This is a genomic window from Pseudomonas sp. GW822-FHT05A08 (genome assembly GCF_058800485.1).
In genome coordinates, this window is sequence record NZ_CM179511.1 from 1,550,502 (window position 1) to 1,572,623 (window position 22,122).

19 protein-coding genes are annotated in these 22,122 nt (G+C 61.1%); 12 read left to right on the plus strand and 7 right to left on the minus strand.

Features of this window, described 5'->3' with window-relative positions:
* Window positions 1–137: 137 nt before the first annotated feature.
* The 4 genes from AC3RCP_RS06950 to AC3RCP_RS06965 all read right to left on the minus strand — a co-directional run bounded on the left by AC3RCP_RS06950 (window position 138) and on the right by AC3RCP_RS06965 (window position 3,268).
* On the minus strand, window positions 138–548 hold the full coding sequence (locus AC3RCP_RS06950) for a SufE family protein (protein WP_101336956.1): 411 nt from the start codon (window positions 546–548) through the stop codon (window positions 138–140).
* Complete coding sequence (locus AC3RCP_RS06955; RefSeq protein WP_492569386.1) at window positions 545–1,750, minus strand: aminotransferase class V-fold PLP-dependent enzyme; 1,206 nt, start codon at window positions 1,748–1,750, stop codon at window positions 545–547. The genes AC3RCP_RS06950 and AC3RCP_RS06955 overlap by 4 nt, the downstream gene beginning before the upstream one ends.
* Before the next feature lie 140 nt (window positions 1,751–1,890).
* Window positions 1,891–2,925: a 2,3,4,5-tetrahydropyridine-2,6-dicarboxylate N-succinyltransferase gene (gene dapD / locus AC3RCP_RS06960; protein ID WP_007924084.1), complete on the minus strand. Its 1,035-nt coding sequence runs from the start codon at window positions 2,923–2,925 to the stop codon at window positions 1,891–1,893.
* Window positions 2,926–2,959: 34 nt separating this feature from the next.
* Window positions 2,960–3,268 carry an arsenate reductase gene (locus AC3RCP_RS06965; protein ID WP_238437447.1) on the minus strand — a complete coding sequence of 103 codons (309 nt, stop codon included), beginning with the start codon at window positions 3,266–3,268 and terminating at the stop codon, window positions 2,960–2,962.
* Between the two features lie 280 nt (window positions 3,269–3,548).
* Here AC3RCP_RS06965 and AC3RCP_RS06970 point away from each other — a divergent pair, with 280 nt between their 5' ends.
* On the plus strand, window positions 3,549–5,195 hold the full coding sequence (locus tag AC3RCP_RS06970) for a Na+/H+ antiporter (protein WP_087091377.1): 1,647 nt from the start codon (window positions 3,549–3,551) through the stop codon (window positions 5,193–5,195).
* Window positions 5,196–5,306: 111 nt separating this feature from the next.
* Here AC3RCP_RS06970 and dapC read toward each other — a convergent pair whose 3' ends face one another.
* From dapC to map, 3 genes are read right to left on the minus strand one after another with little or no spacing between them, the layout of a single operon-like run.
* A complete protein-coding gene (gene dapC, locus AC3RCP_RS06975; protein WP_101336958.1) occupies window positions 5,307–6,506 on the minus strand; it encodes a succinyldiaminopimelate transaminase in 1,200 nt (399 codons plus the stop codon).
* 39 nt (window positions 6,507–6,545) lie between these two features.
* Window positions 6,546–9,248 carry a [protein-PII] uridylyltransferase gene (locus AC3RCP_RS06980; RefSeq protein ID WP_492569388.1) on the minus strand — a complete coding sequence of 901 codons (2,703 nt, stop codon included), beginning with the start codon at window positions 9,246–9,248 and terminating at the stop codon, window positions 6,546–6,548.
* Window positions 9,249–9,295: 47 nt separating this feature from the next.
* Complete coding sequence (gene map / locus AC3RCP_RS06985) at window positions 9,296–10,078, minus strand: type I methionyl aminopeptidase (RefSeq protein ID WP_009042382.1); 783 nt, start codon at window positions 10,076–10,078, stop codon at window positions 9,296–9,298.
* A 407-nt stretch (window positions 10,079–10,485) separates the two neighbouring features.
* Between map and rpsB the strand changes: the two genes are divergently transcribed.
* The 11 genes from rpsB to lpxD all read left to right on the plus strand — a co-directional run bounded on the left by rpsB (window position 10,486) and on the right by lpxD (window position 22,043).
* On the plus strand, window positions 10,486–11,226 hold the full coding sequence (gene rpsB / locus AC3RCP_RS06990) for a 30S ribosomal protein S2 (RefSeq protein WP_007924078.1): 741 nt from the start codon (window positions 10,486–10,488) through the stop codon (window positions 11,224–11,226).
* Between the two features lie 204 nt (window positions 11,227–11,430).
* Window positions 11,431–12,297: a translation elongation factor Ts gene (gene tsf / locus AC3RCP_RS06995; RefSeq protein ID WP_007924077.1), complete on the plus strand. Its 867-nt coding sequence runs from the start codon at window positions 11,431–11,433 to the stop codon at window positions 12,295–12,297.
* A 208-nt stretch (window positions 12,298–12,505) separates the two neighbouring features.
* Window positions 12,506–13,249: a UMP kinase gene (gene pyrH, locus AC3RCP_RS07000; protein WP_007924076.1), complete on the plus strand. Its 744-nt coding sequence runs from the start codon at window positions 12,506–12,508 to the stop codon at window positions 13,247–13,249.
* Complete coding sequence (gene frr / locus AC3RCP_RS07005; RefSeq protein WP_007924074.1) at window positions 13,246–13,803, plus strand: ribosome recycling factor; 558 nt, start codon at window positions 13,246–13,248, stop codon at window positions 13,801–13,803. Before pyrH ends, frr begins: the two co-directional genes overlap by 4 nt.
* 14 nt (window positions 13,804–13,817) lie before the next feature.
* Window positions 13,818–14,573 carry a polyprenyl diphosphate synthase gene (gene uppS / locus AC3RCP_RS07010; RefSeq protein WP_007924072.1) on the plus strand — a complete coding sequence of 252 codons (756 nt, stop codon included), beginning with the start codon at window positions 13,818–13,820 and terminating at the stop codon, window positions 14,571–14,573.
* Window positions 14,573–15,379: a phosphatidate cytidylyltransferase gene (locus AC3RCP_RS07015; RefSeq protein ID WP_492569391.1), complete on the plus strand. Its 807-nt coding sequence runs from the start codon at window positions 14,573–14,575 to the stop codon at window positions 15,377–15,379. Before uppS ends, AC3RCP_RS07015 begins: the two co-directional genes overlap by 1 nt.
* On the plus strand, window positions 15,376–16,566 hold the full coding sequence (gene ispC / locus AC3RCP_RS07020; protein ID WP_277587969.1) for a 1-deoxy-D-xylulose-5-phosphate reductoisomerase: 1,191 nt from the start codon (window positions 15,376–15,378) through the stop codon (window positions 16,564–16,566). The genes AC3RCP_RS07015 and ispC overlap by 4 nt, the downstream gene beginning before the upstream one ends.
* 54 nt (window positions 16,567–16,620) lie before the next feature.
* Window positions 16,621–17,973, plus strand: coding sequence for a sigma E protease regulator RseP (gene rseP / locus AC3RCP_RS07025; protein ID WP_492569393.1), 1,353 nt, complete (start codon window positions 16,621–16,623; stop codon window positions 17,971–17,973).
* A 74-nt stretch (window positions 17,974–18,047) separates the two neighbouring features.
* Window positions 18,048–20,435 (plus strand): outer membrane protein assembly factor BamA, encoded by a 2,388-nt coding sequence (gene bamA / locus AC3RCP_RS07030; protein WP_053259798.1) that lies wholly within the window; start codon window positions 18,048–18,050, stop codon window positions 20,433–20,435.
* A 45-nt stretch (window positions 20,436–20,480) separates the two neighbouring features.
* Window positions 20,481–20,984 (plus strand): OmpH/Skp family outer membrane protein, encoded by a 504-nt coding sequence (locus tag AC3RCP_RS07035; protein ID WP_007924063.1) that lies wholly within the window; start codon window positions 20,481–20,483, stop codon window positions 20,982–20,984.
* A gap of 3 nt (window positions 20,985–20,987) precedes the next feature.
* Window positions 20,988–22,043 (plus strand): UDP-3-O-(3-hydroxymyristoyl)glucosamine N-acyltransferase, encoded by a 1,056-nt coding sequence (lpxD, locus tag AC3RCP_RS07040; protein ID WP_085529951.1) that lies wholly within the window; start codon window positions 20,988–20,990, stop codon window positions 22,041–22,043.
* Window positions 22,044–22,122: the final 79 nt, after the last annotated feature.

Sequence of the window (22,122 nt, forward strand, 5' to 3'; positions counted from 1 at the left end):
ATTCCTGTAGCCGCTGCCGCAGGCTGCGATAAGGCCCGAAGGGGCTTCCGGGGGCCTCAAGAGCACGTCTCCTGCGGAGCCGATCGCAGCCTGCGGCAGCGGCTACAGAGATTCGGGTCGGGTAGATCGCGATTGGATCAGTAGTTGCCAGCCAGCTCGCGCATCCGCTGCAATACCGCGTTCAGCCCATTGCTGCGCGACGGCGACAACTGGCGCGACAGGCCCAGCTGAATGAACCAGTCCGGCAAGTCCACCCGTTGCAGTTCCTCGGCGGACAAGCCGTTGACCCGCGCCAGCAGCAGGGCCACCAAGCCACGGATCAGGCGTGCATCGCTGCTGGCGGCGAACTGCCAGTGACCGTCCTGCAAGGTGCCCACCAGCCAGACCTGGCTTTCACAGCCATGCACCCGATTGGCCTCGACCTTGTCGGCGTCGCTCAGCGGTGCCAGGCGTTCGCCCCATTGCATCAGCAAGCGTGCGCGCTGTTCCCAACCGGGAGCGCCCTGAAAGCTGTCGAGGGCGGCCAGGGCCTCGGCGGGCAGGCTCATCGCAACAGCTCCAGGGCCTGATCGAGGGCCTCGAAAAAGCGCTCCAGGTCCTCGGAGTCGTTGTACAGCGCCAGGGATACGCGGGTCGCCCCGGCCAGACCGAAGCTTTTCAGCAGCGGCATAGCGCAGTGATGCCCGGCGCGCACGGCGATGCCCTGTTCGGTCAGCAGGTGAGCCAGGTCGGCGTTGTGCACGCCATCGACCACGAAGCTGACCAGCGCCAGCTGCGGCTTGCCCAACAGGCGCAGGCCTTTGCGGGCCAGCAGGCCGTGCAGCAGGTAGTCGTGCAACGCGGCTTCATGGGCGCTGACAGCGTCCTGGTCGAGACCGCTGAGGTAATCCAGGGTCGCGCCCAGGCCAATCACGCTGGCGATTGGCGGGGTACCGGCTTCGAAACCCAGCGGGGCGGGGCGGAAGCTGGCGTGCTGGTATTCGGCCTGCTGGACCATCTCGCCACCAAACTGCCAGTGACGCAGGCCTTGCAGCGCCTCGGTGCGCCCGTACAGCACGCCGACGCCGTCCGGGCCGTAGAGCTTGTGGCTGGAGAACACATAGAAATCGCAGCCCAGCGCCTGCACATCGTGGCGGCCGTGGACCACGCCCTGGGCGCCGTCGACCACGGTCAGGGCGGCGTGCGCCTTGGCCAGGGCCAGCAGCTGCGGCAGGGGCTGCCAGGCACCGAGCACGTTGGACAGCTGGCTGACGGCCAGCAGCCGGGTGCGCGGGCCGATCAGGCGTGCCGCAGCGTCGAGATCGATCAGGCCGTCGTCGTCCAGCGGCAGGACCACCAGGTTGAGGCCGCGGCGGTGCGCCAGTTGCTGCCAGGGCAGCAGGTTGGCGTGATGCTCCAGGGCGCTGATGACGATTTCGTCGCCCGGGTTGAATTGGTGTTCCAGGCCATAGGCCAGGAGGTTCAGCGCGGAGGTCGCGCCGTGGGTAAAGATGATCTGCCCGCTGTCACCGCTGTTCAGCCACTGCGCCACCTTGTGTCGGCTGTTCTCGAACGCCTGGGTGGCGTGAGCGCCGGGCAGGTGCTGCGCGCGATGCACATTGGCCGCGCCATTGGCGTAGTAGTGCGCCAGGGCGTCCAGCAGGGCTTGGGGTTTTTGCGTGGTGGCGGCGTTGTCCAGATAGGTCTGGTCCTGCCGTTGCAGGGCGGCGATGGCCGGGAAGTCGGCACGCCAGAGAGAAGGAATCATCATGCTATCGGGCCCTGGTGAACATGGGCGGGTATACGCCGGACCTGTAACCGGTAGGAGCGAGGCTGCCCGCCAAGGGGGCCTCGAGGCAGCCCAAAGCTTTGCGGGCCAGCCTCGCTCCTGCAGGTAGAGGTGCGTGACGCTTAGTTGTGAGCGTGCAGCGCTGCGTTCAGTTCGATGGCCGATTTGTGGGTCTTGCACTCCACGGCACCGGTCTCCGAATTTCGACGGAACAGCAGGTCAGGCTGGCCGGCCAGTTCGCGGGCCTTGACCACCTTGACCAGCTGGTTGTTCTCGTCCAGCAGCGCCACCTTGGTCCCGGCGGTCACGTACAGGCCCGATTCCACGGTGTTGCGGTCGCCCAGCGGGATACCGATACCGGCGTTGGCGCCGATCAGGCAGCCTTCGCCGACCTTGATCACGATATTGCCGCCGCCCGACAGGGTGCCCATGGTCGAGCAACCGCCGCCCAGGTCCGAACCCTTGCCGACGAATACGCCAGCGGACACCCGGCCTTCGATCATGCCCGGGCCTTCGGTGCCGGCGTTGAAGTTGACGAAGCCTTCGTGCATCACGGTGGTGCCTTCGCCGACATAGGCGCCCAGGCGGATACGCGCGGCGTCAGCGATGCGCACGCCGGCCGGTACCACGTAGTCGGTCATTTTCGGGAACTTGTCCACCGAGAACACTTCCAGCAGCTCGCCGCGCAGGCGGGCTTCCAGCTGACGCTCGGCCAGTTCGCCGAGGTCCACCGCGCCCTGGTTGGTCCAGGCCACGTTCGGCAGCAACGGGAAGATCCCGGCCAGGTTCAGGCCGTGCGGCTTGACCAGGCGGTGGGACAGCAGGTGCAGCTTCAGGTAGGCCTCCGGGGTGGAGGTCAACTGGGCGTCTTCGGCCAGCAGGGTGGCGACCAGCGGCTTGTGGCTCTCGGCCAGGCGGGTCAGCAGCGCGGCCTGGGTGGCGTCGATGCTTTTCAGGGCGTCGGCCAGCTCTGCGGCCTGAGTGGTGGTGAAGGTGATGGCCTGGTTGCCTTCGCTGTAACCCAGCACCGGGGCGATGGCGGCAACGATTTCCGCGGACGGCTTGAGCAGGGGCGCGGCGTAAAACACTTCCAGCCATGCGCCTTGACGGTTTTGAGTGCCGACACCAAAGGCCAGGCTGAACAGGGTAGTGGACATGCTGTTACCTCTTACAAAATTGAGCGGGCAGGCGTTATTTGATTTCTGCCGCGTAGATATCGGGCTTGAAGCCAATCAGGGTTCGGTCGCCGAGATCGAGCACCGGGCGCTTGATCATCGAGGGTTGCGCGAGCATCAGTTCGATCGCTTTCGCCTGGTCGAGATCGGCTTTGCGTTCGTCGTCGAGTTTGCGAAAGGTCGTGCCCGCACGGTTCAGCACCACCTGCCAGCCGTGCTCGTTGCACCACTGGGCCAGGTGTTCGCGGTCGATTCCGGCCGCTTTGTAGTCATGGAAGTCATAGCTGACAGCGTGTTCATCGAGCCAGGTGCGCGCCTTTTTCATGGTGTCGCAGGCTTTGATGCCGAAAAGGTGCAACGTTTTGCTTGAAGCGGTCAAGGAATTGCCCCCTTTTGAGATGCTGGAGTTAAAGGTCACGGATTATGCCATGCCCGCGCCGGTTCGGCGTCGGCGAAGGCCCGGCTTTGTAGCTTTGTGTGACAGCGGCATGGGCCGCTTGCGACTTTTGTGCAGCGGCGAGGCCCCAGCTTAAGCGGCTAATATGGCACTTCGACGGTAACCTGTTGCCTGAAGTCCGCTGCTGATCGATTGGGAAAACCGCTTTATGCAAACCGCTTATACCGTCCTTATCCTGCTGATGCTGGTGAGTCTCTCGCGGCTGGTCGGACGGGTGATTCCGTTGCCGTTGCCGCTGCTGCAGATCGCCGCCGGGGCGTTGCTGGCCTGGCCCACCCTGGGGCTGCACGTGGCCCTGGACCCGGAATTGTTTCTGTTTCTGTTCCTGCCGCCGCTGCTGTTCTCCGATGGCTGGCGCATGCCCAAGCGCGAGCTGTGGCGCCTGCGCGGGCCGATCCTGACCCTGGCCGTGGGCCTGGTGCTGTTCACCGTGGTGGGGGCCGGTTATTTCATTCACTGGTTGCTGCCGACCATTCCCTTGCCGGTCGCCTTCGCCCTCGCGGCTGTCTTGTCGCCGACCGACGCCGTGGCGGTCTCGGCGATTTCCCAGAACCGCCTGCCGACGCCCTTGATGCACATGCTGCAGGGGGAGGCGCTGATGAACGACGCCTCCGGCCTGGTGACCTTCAAGTTCGCCCTGGCGGCGGCCGTGACCGGGGTGTTTTCCCTGGCCAATGCCAGCCTGACTTTTGTCCTGGTGGCCGTCGGCGGCCTGGCGGTCGGCGTGGCCCTGAGCTGGCTGGTGGGGCGCTTGCGAGCCTGGATGATCGCCCGCGGCTGGGACGACCCGGCGACCCATGTGGTGTTCATGCTGTTGCTGCCGTTCGCCGCCTACGTGCTGGCCGAGCGCCTGGGAGCCTCGGGCATCCTCTCGGCGGTGGCGGCGGGGATGATGCAGAGCTGGCTCGATCTGTTGCCCCGGCAGACCAGCACGCGCTTGCTCAACCGCAGCGTCTGGTCGCTGCTGGAGTTCGCCTTCAACGGCCTGATCTTTCTGCTGTTGGGCCTGCAACTGCCGGACATCATCAAGGCCGTGGTCAGCCACGAAACCACCTTGTGGCCGACCCTGTTCTATCGCTGCCTGGATGTGGGAGCGATCTTCCTGGTATTGCTGGTGCTGCGGTTCATCTGGGTGCAAAGCATCTGGCGCCTGTCCGGCCTGTTGCGCCGCTGGCGTGGCAAGGGCGAACTGACCCTGGTGCCGACCGCGCGCTCCTGCTGGTTGCTGACGGTGGGCGGGGTACGCGGGGCGGTGACCCTGGCGGGCGTCATGTCGGTGCCGCTGTTGCTGGGAGCGGGCGAGGCTTTTCCCGAGCGCGACCTGCTGATCTTCATTGCCGCCGGGGTGATCCTGCTGTCGCTGGTGGCCGCCTGTATCGCCTTGCCGCTGTTACTGCGGGGCATCCAGAAGAGTCCTGATGAGAAGCGGCATGCCGAAGTGCGTGACGCCTGGCGCAAAACCGCCGAGGCGGCGATCCATGCCCTGGAGGCCGAGGAAGTGGCCGATGGGGCCAGCTCGCCGGATGCGGCCCAGGCGGCGCTGGCCACCGAACTCAAGGGGCGGCTGATGTCGGAGTATCGCCATCAACTGGAGGTGTTCAACGATTCCGCCGAGGCCCAGGCGCTGGCGTTTCAGATGGACTTGCTGGAGCGCAAATTGCGTTTGAAGGCGCTGCGGGCGCAGCGGCTGGAGTTGTATCGGTTGAGCCGCCAGCACCAGATCGGCGACGACGTGTTGCGCGAGGTATTGGGCGAGCTGGACCTCAGCGAGGCCAATCTGGGGCAGGTGAAATAACGTCGGTCTGCTTGTAGGAGCGAAGCTTGCTCGCGATGAACGATAACGCGGTGTATCAGTTGTACGGCGTCGTTTCTATCGCGGGCAAGCCTCGCTCCTACAGGGGGGGAGTTACTGGCGGCGCAACACGAAATCGCGGATCCGCTCGGCGGCTTCCACGCATTCGGCCAATGGCGCCACCAGGGCCATGCGCACCCGACCGGCTCCCGGGTTGCTGCCGTCGACGTCGCGTGACAGGTAGGAGCCCGGCACTACGGTCACATGTTCCTGTTCGTACAGGTCGCGGCAGAACGCTGTGTCGTCGCCCGCCACGTTCGGCCACAGGTAGAAGCTGCCGTCCGGGCGCTGCACGTCGAGTACCGGCGCCAGGATCTCCAGCACCGCATCGAACTTCTCGCGATACAGCGCGCGGTTGGCGCGCACATGCACTTCGTCGTTCCAGGCGGCGATGCTGGCCAGCTGGGTCTGAACCGGCATGGCGCAGCCATGGTAGGTGCGGTACAGCAGGAAGCCCTTGAGGATCTCGGCGTCGCCGGCGACGAAGCCGGAGCGCAGGCCCGGCAGGTTGGAGCGCTTGGACAGGCTGTGGAACACCACGCAACGCTTGAAGTCCTGGCGTCCCAGCTCGGCGCAGGCACTGAGCAGGCCGGGTGGCGGCGTTTGCTCGTCGAAGTACAGCTCGCTGTAGCACTCGTCGGCGGCGATCACGAAATCGTACTGGTCGGCCAGGGCGATGAGTTTCTTCAGGGTTTCGATCGGGATCAGCGCGCCGGTCGGGTTGCCCGGCGAGCACAGGAACAGGATCTGGCAACGCTGCCAGATCTCGGCCGGTACCGCGTCGAAGTCCGGATTGAAGCCGTTTTCATCCAGGCACGGCAGGTAGTGCGGCTTGGCGCCGGCGAGGAAGGCCGCGCCTTCGTAGATCTGATAGAAGGGGTTCGGGCTGACCACCAGTGCGTCGTCGCCACGGTTGACCACGGTCTGGGTGAAGGCGAACAGCGCCTCGCGGGTGCCGTTGACCGGCAGCACATTGCGCGCCGGGTCTATCCAGCCGTCGGGCACGCCAAAACGCCGTTCGCACCAGCTGGCGATGGCTTCGCGCAGGGCTGGAAGCCCCAGGGTCGTCGGATACACGGCCATCTGGTCGAGGTTATTGGCCAGGGCCTCGGCGACAAAACTCGGCGAGCGGTGCTTGGGTTCGCCGATGGACAGTGCGATAGGGCGCTTGGCCGGGTTGGGTTGGACGCCGCCGAGCAGGGCGCGGAGTTTCTCGAACGGGTAGGGCTGCAGCTGGTTCAGAGCGTTGTTCATCGGGGCGGTGTCTCACTCAAAGCGGGTCGTGGCGCGTGGTCAGAAGCTCAGGCGCGTCAAGGCGGTAGGCGGTTCTTGGCTGACGCTCAGCTGTTCGACGATGGCGTCCTGCAGTCGGCTGCACAGCTGGGGATCGGACAGTTGCTGGTTGTGCGCGTCGGTAATGAAGAACACGTCTTCCACGCGCTCGCCCAGGGTGGCGATCTTGGCGTTTTGCAGCGACAGGTCGAACTCCAGGAAGATCTTGCCGATGCGCGCCAGCAGGCCGGGGCGATCGGGAGCGCTCAGTTCGAGCACGGTGACCGGGCGCTGGGCGTCGTTGTGGATAGTCACTTGCGGCGGGAACGCGAAGTGCTTGAGCTGACGCGGTACTCGACGCTGGATGATGGTCGGGTAGTCGTCAGGATTGCGCAGGGCCTCGGTAAGGCCGTCGCGGATCTGTTTGACGCGTTGCGGGTTGTTGCCGATCGAGCCGCCGTCGTTGTCGAGCACGATATAGGTGTCGAGGGTGAACTGGCTGCTCGAGGTGATGATCCGGGCGTCATGGATGTTCAGGTTCAACTGGTCCATCGCGGCCACGGTCACAGCGAAGAAGTCGTGCTGGTCCGGGGCGTAGATGAAGATCTGCGTGCCACCCTCGAATTCGCGCTGGGTGGTTTCCTTGATCAGCACCAGCGGGCCGTCGTCGGCTGGCTGCTGGAGGATCGCATCGCTGTGCCAGGCCACATCGCCGGCGGTGTGGCGCAGGAAGTAGTCGTCACCCAGTTGCGCCCAGAGCTGCTCGACGTCGTCCGGGTCGGTGCCGGCGCGGACCAGAATGTCCAGGGCCGCGCTTTGCGTCTGGCGGATCTGCTCTTCGCGGTCCACCGGGTTTTCCAGGCCGCGGCGCAGGGCGCGCTTGGTCTCGGTGTAGAGCTGGCGCAACAGGCTGGCGCGCCATGAGTTCCACAGCGTCGGGTTGGTCGCGTTGATGTCGGAAACCGTCAGCACGTAGAGATAGTCCAGGCGGGTCTGGTCGACCACGACCTGGGCGAAGTCATGGATGACTTGCGGGTCGGACAGGTCCTTGCGCTGGGCGGTGGTCGACATCACCAGATGGTTCTGCACCAGCCAGACGATCAGGCGCGTGTCCCACAGCGGCAACTGGTGGCGGATGCAGAAGGCTTCCGCGTCCACGGCGCCGATATCCGAGTGGTCACCGTGCCGGCCCTTGCCGATGTCGTGGTAGAGCCCGGCCAGGTAGATCAACTCGGGCTTGGGCAGCTTGGCCATGAGCTTGCTGGCCAGCGGGAATTTCTCCGAAACCTGGGTGTACTGCAGTTTGCGCAGGTGTTTGATCAGGTTCAGGGTGTGGGCGTCGACCGTATAGATGTGGAACAGGTCATGCTGCATCTGCCCGACGATATGGCCGAACTCCGGCAGATAACGCCCGAGAATGCCGTAGCGATTCATCCGCCGCAGGTTGCGGTGGATGCCGATCTCGCACTTGAACAGCTCGATGAACAGGCTGGTATTGCGAATGTCGTGGCGGAAATCGTCGTCGATCAGGTGGCGATTTTCGCGCAGCAGGCGAATGGTGTCGGCGCGTACGCCCTTGATCTCCGGGTGCTGGGCCATGAGCACGAAGATTTCCAGCATGGCGAACGGCGTACGGCGGAACACGTTGGCGTTGATCGCCTCGATGTAGCCGTCGTGCAACTGGAAGCGCGAGTTGATCGGCTGCGGCGGCGCTTCGTCTTCCGGGGCGAGGATGACTTCCTCGAAATGCTGGATGATCAGGTCGCTGAGCTGGGCGATGCTCATCACCACCCGGTAGTACTGCTGCATGAAGCTTTCGATGGCCTGCTTGGCATCGTTGCCCTCGAACCCCAGCAGCTTGGCGATCGAGCGCTGGTGATCGAACAGCAGGCGGTCTTCGGCACGCCCGGCGAGCATGTGCAGGGCGTAGCGGACTTTCCACAGGAACTCCTGGGACGAGGCCAGCAGCGCGTTCTCGCTTTCCACCAGGAAACCTTCGCCGGCCAGGGCCCGCAGGTTCAGCGTGCCGTACTGGCGACGGGCGACCCAGAGGATGGTCTGGATGTCCCGCAGGCCGCCGGGCGAGCCTTTGACGTTGGGTTCCAGGTTGTATTCGGTATCGTTGTACTTGTGGTGCCGGGCTTTCTGTTCGGCGCGCTTGGCCAGGAAGAAGTCCTTGCTCGGCCACATGTGCGCCGTGCTGGTGACGTCGAGCATGCGCTGGCGCAGGCGTTCGGGGCCGCAGATGGTGCGGCTTTCCATCAGGTTGGTAACCACCGTCAGGTCGGCGCGGGCCTCTTCGGCGCATTCTTCCACCGAGCGCACGCTTTGCCCGACTTCCAGGCCGATGTCCCAGAGCAGGGTCAGGAAGCGTTCGATGGAGTCGCGGAAAATCTCGTGGTCGGCGCTGTCCAGCAGGATCAGCAGGTCGATGTCGGAGTAGGGGTGCAGCTCGCCGCGACCGTAGCCGCCGACCGCCACCAGGGCGATGTCGGCGTCGTCGCTCCAGTCGAACTGGTCCCAGGCCTTTTGCAGGATGTTATCGACGAACCAGGCGCGGTCCTCGATGAGCCGGCGGATATCCCGTCCGCTGCGAAAGCGCTCGTCGAGCACTTCACGTGCCTGACGAATGGCTTTCTTGAAGGCAGCGATAGGGCTTGCCTTCAGGGCCAGTTCCGCCTGGAACTGGCCGCGGTCGAACAATTCGGGATCCACCTGCGGCATCGATTGGCTTTCCTTTCTATCTATAGGTCAGGGCGCAGCTGCGTGGATCAGGCCGAGACGCGCGCGATGGTGTCATCGCTGCGCAGGGTGAAGATCTCGTAGCCGGTCTCGGTCACCAGCAGGGTGTGTTCCCACTGCGCGGAGAGCTTGCGGTCCTTGGTGATCGCGGTCCAGCCGTCGCCCAGCACCTTGGTGTCGGCCTTGCCCTGGTTGATCATCGGCTCGATGGTGAAGGTCATGCCAGCTTTCAGTTCCATGCCGGTGCCGGCGCGGCCGTAGTGCAGGATCTGCGGCTCTTCGTGGAACACCTTGCCGATACCGTGGCCGCAGAACTCGCGCACCACCGAGAAACCGTTCTTTTCAGCGTGTTTCTGGATGACTTCGCCGATGTCGCCCAGGCGGCAGCCCGGCTTGACCAGTTCGATGGCCTTGTACATGCATTCCTGGGTGATCTGCGACAGGCGCTCGGCCCAGACCGGCACGGTGCCGACGTGGAACATGCGGCTGGTATCGCCGTGGTAGCCGTCCTTGATGACGGTGACATCGATGTTCAGGGTGTCGCCATCCTTCAGCGGCTTCTCGTTCGGGATGCCGTGGCACACCACGTGGTTGATCGAGGTGCAGATGGACTTGGGGAAACCCTTGTAATTCAATGGCGCGGGAATCGCATGCTGCACATTGACGATGTAGTCGTGGCAGATGCGGTCCAGCTCTTCGGTGGTCACGCCGGGTTTGACATGCTCGGCAATCATTTCCAGCACTTCGGCGGCCAGTTTGCCGGCGACACGCATTTTTGCGATGTCCTCGGGAGTTTTGAGGGTGACGGTCATACAGGCTCTCTTGACGCTCAGTGGCGCGGATAAACACGGAATGGCTTGAAAACGGTGCATCGAAGGCTGAACCCGTTGTGGGGTCGCCGCGCTTTCAAAAGCCTCAAAGGTGCGATTCTAACAGAGCCCCGGGGCAAATCTGAGGCTCTGTGCGTCGCTTCTTTCTATAACAGTGGAGCATTCTGGCCCGATTCCAAGGGGGGAGCAAAAAAGCCCTCCAGGGGAAATGAGAATCCGGGTTCCGTTTTTAGCCTTCTTGTGGTATAAAATGCGCCGCTTTCCGGGGATGCCCCGAAAAGCCTAAACCCACACACGTGTCGACACGATGACCTGGGTGCCCTCAGCACAAGCTGTTGGTTGGTCATTGGGATACGTGGAGGCCTAACCCGACTTATTAAGGAACTATCATGTCCCAAGTCAACATGCGCGATATGCTGAAGGCCGGTGTGCACTTCGGTCACCAAACCCGTTACTGGAATCCGAAAATGGGCAAGTACATTTTCGGCGCGCGTAACAAGATTCACATCATCAACCTTGAAAAAACCCTGCCAATGTTCAACGAAGCTCTGACTTTCGTAGAGCGTCTGGCCCAGGGCAAAAACAAGATTCTGTTCGTCGGCACCAAGCGTTCCGCTGGCAAGATCGTTGCTGAAGAAGCAGCACGTTGCGGTTCGCCGTACGTCGATCACCGCTGGTTGGGCGGCATGCTGACCAACTACAAGACCATCCGTGCTTCCATCAAGCGTCTGCGTGACCTGGAAGTTCAGTCGGAAGACGGTACCTTCGCCAAGCTGACCAAGAAAGAGGCGCTGATGCGCACTCGCGATCTGGAAAAGCTGGATCGTAGCCTGGGTGGTATCAAGGACATGGGCGGTCTGCCTGACGCACTGTTCGTGATCGACGTTGACCACGAGCGCATCGCGATCACCGAAGCCAACAAGCTGGGCATCCCGGTCATCGGCGTTGTCGATACCAACAGCAGCCCGGAAGGCGTTGACTACATCATCCCAGGCAACGATGACGCCATTCGCGCCATCCAGCTGTACATGGGTTCGATGGCTGATGCCGTGATCCGTGGCCGCAACAACGTTGCTGGCGGCACCGAAGTATTCGCTGAAGACGCTCCAGCGCCGGCAGCTGAAGCCTGAGTAACTGACGCTTAGCGTTTACTCAGTACGCAAAAAGGGGGCTAGGCCCCCTTTTTGCCACCTCGGAAATCATTTACCGATGGCGCCCCTGCAGTTCTTGTCATGTGTGGCGGCTATCAAGGGTTTTCGAGAGCGCAGCTCAAGAATTGATCGCCCGTTGAGTCGGGTGGAATGGTTGAAAACCTATCCAAGAGGAATTTGAAAATGGCAGAGATTACTGCAGCGTTGGTTAAAGAACTGCGCGAGCGTACCGGCGAAGGCATGATGGACTGCAAGAAAGCCTTGACCAAGGCTGGCGGCGACATCGAGAAAGCCATTGATGACATGCGTGCTTCGGGCGCCATCAAGGCTGCCAAGAAAGCAGGCAACATCGCTGCTGAAGGCGCCATTGCCATCAAGGACGACGGTAAAGCCGCCGTTCTGCTGGAAGTCAACTCGCAGACCGACTTCCTGGCTCTGCAGGACGACTTCAAGGCATTCGTCGCTGCCAGCGTGGAGAAAGCTTTCGCTGACAAGCTGACCGATGCCGCTCCGCTGATCGAAGCTCAAGAAGCCGATCGTCTGGTCCTGGTTGGCAAGACTGGCGAGAACGTCAACATCCGTCGTCTGGCTCGCGTTGAAGGTGACGTGGTCGGTACTTACCTGCACGGTAACAAGATCGGTGTTGCGGTTGTCCTGAAAGGCGGTTCCGTGGAACTGGCCAAGGACATCGCCATGCACGTGGCTGCAAGCAACCCTGAGTTCCTGCTGCCATCGCAAGTTTCCGCTGAAGCCATCGAGCGCGAAAAAGCCGTGTTCCTGCAGCTGAACGAAGACAAGATGAAAGGCAAGCCAGCCGAAATCGTTGAAAAAATGATCGGTGGCCGTATCAGCAAGTTCCTGGCCGAAGCCAGCCTGGTTGAGCAAGCTTTCGTCAAGGATCCAGAAGTCACCGTAGGTGCCCTGGCCAAGAAAGGCGGCGCAGAAATCGTTTCGTTCACCCGCTTCGCGGTAGGTGAAGGCATCGAGAAGAAAGAAGACAACTTCGCTGAAGAAGTTGCCGCGCAACTGGCTGCTGCCAAGCAACAGTAAGACGGTTTTTCAACTGTCGCCCGAAAGAGGCTGCCCGCTCACGCGCGCAGCCTCTTTTCAAATGGGGTAACCAATTTATTGGGTTGCCTTCGGAACCGGTTTACAAAGTCGTGTTCTGATGGCGCTGTGACAGCGTCAAGCTAGAGTGAACGCAGGCTGCAAACAGCTTGCAGAGAATTTTTAAAATACGCCGCAGGAGAGATTCGCAATGGCTCAGCAGGGCAGTGGTTATCAAGCTCGCTATAAACGCATTCTACTCAAGCTTAGCGGCGAGGCCCTGATGGGCTCGGAAGAGTTCGGGATCGACCCTAAGGTGCTCGATCGCATGGCGCTGGAAGTCGGCCAGCTGGTGGGCATCGGTGTTCAGGTCGGCCTGGTCATCGGTGGTGGCAACCTGTTCCGTGGCGCGGCGCTCAGCGCGGCAGGCATGGATCGGGTAACAGGCGACCACATGGGCATGCTGGCCACTGTGATGAACGGCCTGGCCATGCGCGACGCTCTGGAACGTGCGAATATCTCGGCGATCGTCATGTCGGCCATTTCCATGGTGGGTGTGACCGATCACTATGACCGTCGCAAGGCGATGCGCCATCTGAACTCCAAGGAAGTGGTGATCTTCGCTGCCGGTACCGGCAACCCGTTCTTCACGACCGACTCCGCAGCATGCTTGCGGGCGATCGAGATCGATGCCGACGTAGTGCTCAAGGCAACCAAGGTTGACGGTGTGTACACCGCAGACCCATTCAAAGACCCGCATGCCGAGAAGTTCGATCATCTGACCTACGATGAAGTGCTGGATCGCAAGCTGGGTGTCATGGATCTGACGGCGATCTGCCTGTGCCGCGACCATAAGATGCCGTTGCGCGTATTTAACATGAACAAGCCCGGCGCCCTGCTGAACATCGTGCATGGCGGCGCTGAAGGAACCCTGATCGAGGAAGGCGAACAATGATCAACGAAATCAAGAAAGACGCTCAAGAGCGCATGAAGAAGTCCCTGGAGTCGCTGGCTCACGCGTTTGGCCAGATCCGCACCGGCAAGGCGCATCCGAGCATCCTGGGTAGCGTGATGGTGCCTTACTATGGCACTGACACCCCATTGAGCGGTGTGGCCAACGTTACCGTGAAAGACTCTCAGACCCTGCAGGTGGTGCCATTCGAGCGCAACATGCTCGGAGCAATCGACAAGGCCATCGGCAGTGCTGGCCTGAACCTCAATCCGACCAATCTTGGCGAGCTGCTGCTGATCAAAATGGCGCCGCTGACTGAAGAAACCCGCAAAGGCTTCACCAAGCAGGCGCGTGCTGCTGCTGAAGATGCCCGTGTTGCCGTGCGCAATATTCGTCGCGATGCCTTGGGCGATCTGAAGAAGCTGTCCAAGGACAAGGAAATCAGTGAAGACGAAGAGCGTCGCGCCGGTGCTGAGATCGACAAGCTGATCAAAGAGTTCGAGGCTCAGATTGCTAAGGCAACTGACGAAAAAGAAAAGGACCTGATGGCCGTATAAGGGTCGGGCTTTAAATGGACAAGACCAAGCAGAGTGCGCCGTCCTCGGTGCCGCGCCATGTCGCGATCATCATGGATGGCAACAATCGCTGGGCGAAAAAACGCTTCATGCCCGGCGTCGCCGGGCACAAGGCGGGTGTCGATGCTGTTCGCGCGGTGATCGAGGTGTGCGCCGAGGCCAAGGTCGAGGTGCTGACCCTGTTTGCCTTCTCCAGTGAGAACTGGCAGCGGCCGGCCGATGAAGTCAGCGCCTTGATGGATCTGTTCTTCAAGGCATTGCGCCGCGAGGCCAAGCGCCTCAACGAAAACAACATCAGCCTGCGCATCATTGGCGATCGTTCGCGCTTCCATCCCGAGTTACAGGCGGCGATGCGCGAGGCGGAGGCAATGACTGCGGGTAGTGACCGCTTCATTCTGCAGATCGCTGCCAACTATGGCGGTCAGTGGGATATCGCCCAGGCCGCTCAGCGCCTGGCGCGGGAAGTTCAGGCGGGGCACCTGCGTCCTGAGGACATTACCCCTGAGTTGTTGCAAACCTGCCTGGCGACTGGCGACCTGCCGTTGCCGGACCTGTGCATTCGTACGGGTGGCGAACACCGCATCAGCAATTTCCTGCTCTGGCAGCTGGCTTATGCCGAGCTGTACTTCTCCGACCTGTTCTGGCCGGACTTCAAACACGATGCCATGCGCGCTGCGCTGGCCGATTACGCTTCTCGCCAGCGCCGCTTCGGTAAAACGAGCGAGCAGGTCGAGGCTGGAGCCCGGGTTTAATGCTCAAACAACGAATCATCACGGCACTGATCCTGCTGCCGATCGCCTTGTGCGGTTTTTTCCTGCTCGAAGGTTCCGCCTTCGCCCTGTTTATCGGGCTGGTGGTGACCCTTGGGGCCTGGGAGTGGGCGCGTCTGGCAGGCTTCGAGGCTCAGCCGACCCGTATTGCCTATGCAGTAGTGGTCGCTGCGCTATTGTTCCTGATGCAGTTGCTGCCGGGTATCGCGCCTTGGGTGTTGGGGGCTGCGGTGCTCTGGTGGGGGCTGGCGACTTTCCTGGTGCTCACCTACCCACGCACCAGCGAGCATTGGGCTGGTGCCGCGGCCAGGCTGGTGATCGGTCTGCTGATTCTGCTGCCGGCCTGGCAAGGCCTGGTCTTCATCAAGCAGCAGCCTTTGGGCAACTGGTTGATCATGGCGGTGATGGTGCTGGTCTGGGGCGCTGATATCGGTGCCTACTTCTCCGGCAAGGCGTTCGGCAAGCGCAAGCTGGCGCCGCAGGTCAGCCCGGGCAAGAGCTGGGAGGGAGTGTACGGTGGCCTGTTGCTGAGCCTGGTGATCACTGCGGTGGTCGGTCTGGTTGCGGGCTGGTCCGTCGGGCAGATCATTCTAGGCTTGCTCGGAGCGGCTATCGTGGTGTTCATCTCGGTGGTCGGCGACCTGACCGAAAGTATGTTCAAGCGCCAGGCCGGGATCAAGGACAGCAGTAACCTGCTGCCGGGGCATGGTGGCGTGCTCGATCGTATCGACAGCCTGACCGCGGCCATTCCGGTATTTGCCGTGCTGTTGTGGATGGCTGCATTGTGAGTCGCCCACAGCAGATTACGGTTCTCGGAGCCACCGGCTCTATCGGCCTCAGTACGCTGGACGTCATTGCCCGTCATCCCGAGCGTTATCAGGTCTTCGCCTTGAGCGGTTTCAGTCGTCTGGCTGAGTTGCTGGCGCTGTGCATCCGTCACGCTCCCCGTTTTGCCGTCGTCCCGCATATCGCTGCCGCGCGCAGCTTGCAGGAAGACTTGCGTAATGCCGGTTCGCGCACCCGTGTACTGGTGGGCGAAGAGGGGTTGTGTGAGGTGGCGTCCGACCCTGAAGTCGATGCGGTCATGGCGGCTATCGTCGGTGCTGCGGGCTTGCGTCCGACCCTGGCTGCCGTCGAGGCTGGCAAGAAAATTCTCCTGGCCAATAAAGAAGCACTGGTCATGTCCGGCGCGCTGTTTATGCAGGCGGTGGGCAAGAGCGGTTCGGTATTGCTGCCTATCGACAGTGAACACAATGCCATCTTCCAGTGCATGCCCGCGGACTTTTCCCGTGGGTTGAGCAATGTGGGGGTGCGGCGTATTTTGCTGACAGCATCCGGTGGCCCGTTCCGCCAAACTCCGCTGGCCGAACTGGAGCAGGTAACGCCCGAGCAGGCGTGTGCCCACCCTAACTGGTCCATGGGGCGCAAGATATCCGTCGATTCGGCCAGCATGATGAACAAAGGCCTCGAGTTGATCGAAGCGTGCTGGTTGTTTGATGCCAAGCCTGCCCAGGTCGAGGTGGTGATTCATCCACAAAGCGTGATTCATTCGCTGGTCGACTACGTGGACGGTTCGGTGCTGGCCCAGTTGGGCAACCCGGATATGCGCACGCCGATCGCCAATGCCCTGGCTTGGCCGGAGCGGATCGACTCCGGCGTGCCACCCCTGGATCTGTTCGCCGTGGCACGCCTGGATTTCCAGGCGCCTGATGAACAGCGGTTCCCTTGCTTGCGTTTGGCGCGCCAGGCCGCGGAAGCTGGCAACAGTGCTCCGGCCATGTTGAACGCGGCCAACGAGGTGGCTGTTGCCGCGTTTCTCGAACGGCGCATCCGCTACCCCGAGATCGCGAGTATCATCGAAGAAGTTTTAAGCCTCGAGCCGGTTGTTGCAGTCGATGAACTGAGCGCCGTGTTCGCGGCGGACGCCAAAGCCCGTGCCCTGGCTGAGCAGTGGCTGGGTCGCAACGGCCGGTAAGGATTGCGACAAGCCTGAGCGTATCGGCACTGGATAGGATTGCGGAGAAAGTAGATGAGCGCGCTCTATATGATTGTCGGCACCCTGATCGCCCTGGGTGTGCTGGTCACCTTCCATGAATTCGGTCACTTCTGGGTGGCGCGTCGTTGCGGCGTCAAGGTTCTGCGTTTCTCCGTGGGCTTCGGCATGCCGCTGCTGCGTTGGCATGACCGGCAGGGTACCGAGTTCGTGATTGCCGCCATTCCGCTGGGCGGCTACGTGAAGATGCTCGACGAGCGCGAAGGTGAAGTGCCTGTCGATCAGCTTGATCAGTCGTTCAATCGCAAGTCGGTGCGCCAGCGTATCGCTATCGTTGCCGCCGGTCCTGTCGCCAACTTCCTGCTGGCGCTGGTGTTCTTCTGGGGGCTGGCGATGCTCGGCAGCGAGCAGGTGCGTCCGGTCATCGGCGGTGTCGAGGCTGGAAGTATTGCTGCCAAGGCAGGTCTGAGTTCCGGCCAGGAAATTGTTGCAATCGATGGCGAACCCACCTTGGGGTGGTCGGCGGTCAACCTGCAGCTGGTTCGGCGTCTGGGCGAAAGCGGCACCTTGCAGTTGTTGGTTCGCGAGCAGGGTTCGACTGCCGATTCGCCCCGCGAGCTGGTGCTCGACAATTGGCTCAAGGGGACCGATGAGCCGGATCCTATTCGTTCCCTGGGGATTCGCCCCTGGCGTCCGGAGCTCGCCCCCGTTCTGGCCGAGCTCGACCCGAAAGGCCCGGCCCAGGCAGCTGGCCTGAAAACCGGCGATCGTTTGCTGACGCTGGATGGTCAGCCGCTGACCGATTGGCAACAGGTCGTCGACTGGGTGCGTGTACGTCCTGATACCAAAATTGTGCTGCGCGTCGAGCGTGATGGTGCTCAAATCGACGTCCCGGTGACCTTGGCCGCGCGCGGTAAAGAGAAAGTTGCCAGTGGTTATCTGGGGGCTGGGGTGAAGGCAGTCGATTGGCCGCCGGAAATGCTTCGCGAGGTCAGTTATGGCCCGCTGGCTGCGATTGGCGAAGGTGCCCGGCGTACTTGGACCATGAGCGTGCTGACCCTCGATTCACTGAAGAAAATGTTGTTCGGCGAGCTCTCGGTAAAAAACTTGAGTGGACCGATAACCATTGCTAAAGTGGCGGGCGCTTCTGCCCAGTCGGGCGTTGCTGATTTCTTGAATTTCCTTGCTTATCTGAGTATTAGCCTAGGGGTTCTGAACTTGCTGCCCATTCCTGTACTGGATGGGGGGCATCTGTTGTTTTATCTGATCGAGTGGGCGCGTGGTCGTCCCTTGTCGGATCGGGTGCAAGGTTGGGGGATACAGATCGGTATCAGCTTGGTGGTCGGGGTGATGTTGCTTGCCCTGGTCAACGATCTGGGTCGTCTGTAACGCTTCGCTGAATTGCGAATCTGCCGCATTTTGCGGCAGTTTCTTTATTGCCAGTTGGAATAAGAAAGGACTTCATGAAACGTCTGCTGCTAACTGCGGTTCTCTCCGTATTGATGATCGCCGAAGTTCACGCCGAGTCCTTCACTATCTCCGATATCCGCGTCAACGGCCTCCAGCGGGTCTCCGCGGGTAGCGTCTTTGGGGCCTTGCCGTTGAACGTCGGTGAGCAGGCGGACGATCGTCGCCTGGTGGAATCCACACGTGCGCTGTTCAAAACCGGCTTCTTTCAAGATATCCAGCTGGGCCGCGATGGCAATGTCCTGGTCATCACGGTAGTCGAGCGTCCGTCCGTCGCCAGTATCGAAATCGAAGGCAACAAGGCGATTTCCACTGAAGACCTGATGAAAGGCCTCAAGCAATCCGGTCTCGCAGAAGGCGAAATCTTCCAGCGTGCGACCCTTGAAGGTGTGCGTAACGAACTGCAGCGCCAGTATGTCGCCCAGGGCCGCTACTCGGCCACCGTCGATACCGAAGTGGTTCCGCAGCCGCGCAACCGTGTGGCGTTGAAGGTCAACATCAACGAAGGCACCGTCGCTGCCATCCAGCACATCAACGTCGTGGGCAACACCGTATTCCCGGACGAAGACCTGGTCGAACTGTTCGAACTCAAAACCACCAACTGGCTGTCGTTCTTCAAGAACGACGACAAGTATGCGCGTGAGAAGCTGTCCGGTGACCTGGAGCGCCTGCGTTCCTACTACCTGGATCGTGGCTATATCAACATGGATATCGCTTCGACCCAGGTTTCGATCACCCCGGACAAGAAGCATGTCTACATCACTGTGAACGTCAACGAAGGCGAGAAGTACAGCGTTCGTGACGTGAAACTCAGCGGTGACCTGAAAGTGCCTGAAGACCAGGTCAAGTCGCTGCTGCTGGTCGAGAAGGGCCAGGTGTTCTCGCGCAAATTGATGACCACCACTTCCGAGCTGATCACCCGCCGCCTGGGCAACGAGGGTTATACCTTCGCCAACGTCAACGGTGTTCCGCAGCCTCATGACGAAGATCACACGGTCGATATCACGTTCGTGGTCGATCCTGGCAAGCGTGCCTATGTGAACCGCATCAACTTCCGCGGCAACACCAAGTCCGAGGACGAAGTGCTGCGTCGCGAAATGCGTCAGATGGAAGGTGGCTGGGCTTCGACTTACCTGATCGACCAGTCCAAGACCCGTCTGGAGCGTCTGGGCTTCTTCAAGGAAGTCAACGTCGAAACCCCGGCCGTGCCAGGTGTCGACGACCAGGTAGACGTCAACTACGCAGTAGAAGAGCAGGCTTCCGGTTCGATCACCGCCAGCGTCGGTTTCGCCCAGAGCGCCGGTCTGATCCTCGGTGGTTCGATCACCCAGAACAACTTCCTGGGTACCGGTAACAAGGTCAGCATCGGCCTGACTCGCAGCGAATACCAGAGCCGTTACAACTTCGGTTATGTCGACCCCTACTGGACCGCCGATGGTGTGAGCCTGGGTTATAACGCGTTCTATCGCACCACTGACTACGACGACCTCGATGTCGACGTGGCGAGCTATGCGGTAGACAGCCTGGGTGCCGGCGTCAGCGTTGGCTACCCGATCAGCGAGACTTCGCGTCTGACCTTCGGCCTGACCGCGCAGCAAGACAAGATCAAGACCGGTCGTTATACCGTCGACGAAATCTTCGACTTCGTGAACCGCGAAGGCGATAACTACCTGAACTTCAAGGCTTCGGCCGGCTGGTCCGAGTCGACCCTGAACAAAGGTGTCCTGGCGACCCGTGGTCATTCCCAAAGCCTGGTGCTGGAAGCCACTACTCCAGGTAGCGACCTGTCGTTCTTCAAGCTCGACTACCGCGGCCAGTTGTTCCAGCCGCTGACCGATACCTACACCATGCGCCTGCACACCGAGCTGGGTTATGGCGACGGTTATGGTTCGACCGACGGCTTGCCGTTCTATGAAAACTACTATGCTGGTGGTTTCAACTCGGTTCGTGGTTTCAAGGACAGCACTTTGGGTCCTCGCAGTACTCCGAGTCGTGGTGTGGGTGCGACAGGCAACGCCGGTACCTCGCTTGACCCGGACCAGGATGCCCTGCCATTCGGTGGCAACGTGCTGATCCAGGGTGGTGTCGAGGTGTTGTTCCCGATGCCGTTCGTCAAGGATCAGCGTTCGCTGCGGACTTCCGTGTTCTGGGATGTGGGTAACGTATTCGACTCCAAGTGTGAGAAGACCACCAACACCAACGGCACGCCGTCCAATACACAGTGTAACGACATCAGCCTGAGCAATCTGGCCAGTTCCGTGGGTGTCGGCGTGACATGGGTAACCGCTCTGGGCCCGCTGAGCTTTGCTCTGGCGATGCCGATCAAGAAACCTGACGACGCTGAAACCCAGGTGTTCCAATTCTCCCTCGGTCAGACTTTCTAAGAGTCCGACCCAAGATAACGACAATGGATTTTGTAGGAGTGCATCGTGCGTAAGTTGACTCAATTGGTTCTCCTGGCGACTGTCCTGGTAGCAGGCCCGGCCTTCGCTGACATGAAAATCGCCGTGCTGAACTATCAGATGGCACTGCTGGAATCCGATGCTGCGAAGAAATACGCAGTGGATGCCGAGAAGAAGTTCGGCCCGCAGTTGAACAAGCTGAAAACCCTGGAAAGCAGTGCCAAGGGCATTCAGGATCGTCTGGTTGCTGGTGGCGACAAGATGCAGCAAGGCGAGCGTGAGCGTCTGGAACTCGAATTCAAGCAAAAAGCCCGTGACTTCCAGTTCCAGTCCAAGGAACTGAACGAAGCCAAAGCCGTTGCCGATCGTGAAATGCTCAAGCAACTGAAGCCGAAACTCGACAGCGCCGTGGAAGAAGTCATCAAGAAAGGTGGTTTTGACCTGGTGTTCGAGCGTGGCGCAGTGATTGATGTCAAACCTCAGTACGACATCACTCGCCAGGTTATCGAGCGCATGAATCAGCTGAAGTAACCCATGACAGCGACTATAAAGCTCGGCCAGCTGGCCGAGTTCCTCGGAGCCACCCTGCGTGGCTCCGCAGAGAAAGAAATCACTGGGCTAGCCACCTTGCAGGAGGCTGGCCCAGCTCAGTTGAGCTTTTTGGCAAATCCCCAATACCGTAAGTATCTGACTGATAGCCAGGCGGGTGCCGTGCTGCTGAAGGCGGCGGATGCCGAAGGTTATGCCGGTGATGCCCTGGTCGTGGCCGATCCCTACCTGTCGTACGCGCGGATTTCCCACCTGTTCGATCCCAAGCCCAAGGCGCCGGCCGGTATTCATCCGACTGCGGTCATTGCCGAGGATGCTGTGGTCGACGCAACGGCCAGTGTTGGCGCGTTTGCGGTCGTCGAGAGCGGCGCGCAAATCGCCGCGGGTGTCACGATCGGTGCTCATTGTTTTATCGGTGCTCGTTGCCAGATCGGCGAGGGCGGTTGGCTGGCTCCACGCGTGACGCTTTATCACGATGTGCGTATCGGCAAGCGTGTGGTCATTCAGTCTGGTGCGGTACTGGGCGGCGAAGGTTTCGGTTTCGCCAACGAGAAGGGCATCTGGCAGAAAATCGCGCAGATTGGCGGTGTCACCATTGGCGATGATGTCGAGATCGGCGTGAATACCGCTATCGATCGCGGTGCGCTGGCCGATACTGTCATCGGCAATGGCGTGAAGCTGGATAACCAGATTCAGATCGCCCACAACGTCCAGGTCGGTGATCACACCGCCATGGCAGCCTGTGTGGGTATTTCCGGCAGCACCCGGATCGGCAAGCACTGCATGCTAGCCGGCGGTGTCGGGCTGGTTGGTCACATCGATATTTGCGACAACGTTTTCCTGACCGGGATGACCATGGTGACCCACTCGATTACCGAGCCGGGTGCCTACTCTTCCGGTACAGCCATGCAGCCTGCTGCCGAGTGGCGCAAAAGCGCGGCACGCATCCGTCAGCTCGATGATCTCGCGCGACGCCTGCGGCAACTGGAAAAGCGCGTTGGGGAAGTGACCCCCGACGGTAAAGCTTCATCAGATGGCTGATACCATTTCCATATCAAGTGTGCACAGCCGTTAGACTGCCTCCTTGATTTGCTAGAGGAGTGTGCGTTAGTCGCACGCT

What these genes read in the sequence shown, in the direction of transcription:
- lpxD (WP_085529951.1), top strand. Translation starts at nt 20,988, where the DNA reads ATGACAGCGACTATAAAGCTCGGCCAGCTGGCCGAGTTCCTCGGAGCC.
- AC3RCP_RS06980 (WP_492569388.1), bottom strand. Translation starts at nt 9,248, where the DNA reads ATGCCGCAGGTGGATCCCGAATTGTTCGACCGCGGCCAGTTCCAGGCG.
- pyrH (WP_007924076.1), top strand. Translation starts at nt 12,506, where the DNA reads ATGGCTCAGCAGGGCAGTGGTTATCAAGCTCGCTATAAACGCATTCTA.
- AC3RCP_RS06970 (WP_087091377.1), top strand. Translation starts at nt 3,549, where the DNA reads ATGCAAACCGCTTATACCGTCCTTATCCTGCTGATGCTGGTGAGTCTC.
- rseP (WP_492569393.1), top strand. Translation starts at nt 16,621, where the DNA reads ATGAGCGCGCTCTATATGATTGTCGGCACCCTGATCGCCCTGGGTGTG.
- AC3RCP_RS06950 (WP_101336956.1), bottom strand. Translation starts at nt 548, where the DNA reads ATGAGCCTGCCCGCCGAGGCCCTGGCCGCCCTCGACAGCTTTCAGGGC.
- AC3RCP_RS06955 (WP_492569386.1), bottom strand. Translation starts at nt 1,750, where the DNA reads ATGATGATTCCTTCTCTCTGGCGTGCCGACTTCCCGGCCATCGCCGCC.
- bamA (WP_053259798.1), top strand. Translation starts at nt 18,048, where the DNA reads ATGAAACGTCTGCTGCTAACTGCGGTTCTCTCCGTATTGATGATCGCC.
- frr (WP_007924074.1), top strand. Translation starts at nt 13,246, where the DNA reads ATGATCAACGAAATCAAGAAAGACGCTCAAGAGCGCATGAAGAAGTCC.
- tsf (WP_007924077.1), top strand. Translation starts at nt 11,431, where the DNA reads ATGGCAGAGATTACTGCAGCGTTGGTTAAAGAACTGCGCGAGCGTACC.
- dapD (WP_007924084.1), bottom strand. Translation starts at nt 2,925, where the DNA reads ATGTCCACTACCCTGTTCAGCCTGGCCTTTGGTGTCGGCACTCAAAAC.
- AC3RCP_RS07015 (WP_492569391.1), top strand. Translation starts at nt 14,573, where the DNA reads ATGCTCAAACAACGAATCATCACGGCACTGATCCTGCTGCCGATCGCC.
- dapC (WP_101336958.1), bottom strand. Translation starts at nt 6,506, where the DNA reads ATGAACAACGCTCTGAACCAGCTGCAGCCCTACCCGTTCGAGAAACTC.
- uppS (WP_007924072.1), top strand. Translation starts at nt 13,818, where the DNA reads ATGGACAAGACCAAGCAGAGTGCGCCGTCCTCGGTGCCGCGCCATGTC.
- map (WP_009042382.1), bottom strand. Translation starts at nt 10,078, where the DNA reads ATGACCGTCACCCTCAAAACTCCCGAGGACATCGCAAAAATGCGTGTC.
- rpsB (WP_007924078.1), top strand. Translation starts at nt 10,486, where the DNA reads ATGTCCCAAGTCAACATGCGCGATATGCTGAAGGCCGGTGTGCACTTC.
- AC3RCP_RS06965 (WP_238437447.1), bottom strand. Translation starts at nt 3,268, where the DNA reads ATGAAAAAGGCGCGCACCTGGCTCGATGAACACGCTGTCAGCTATGAC.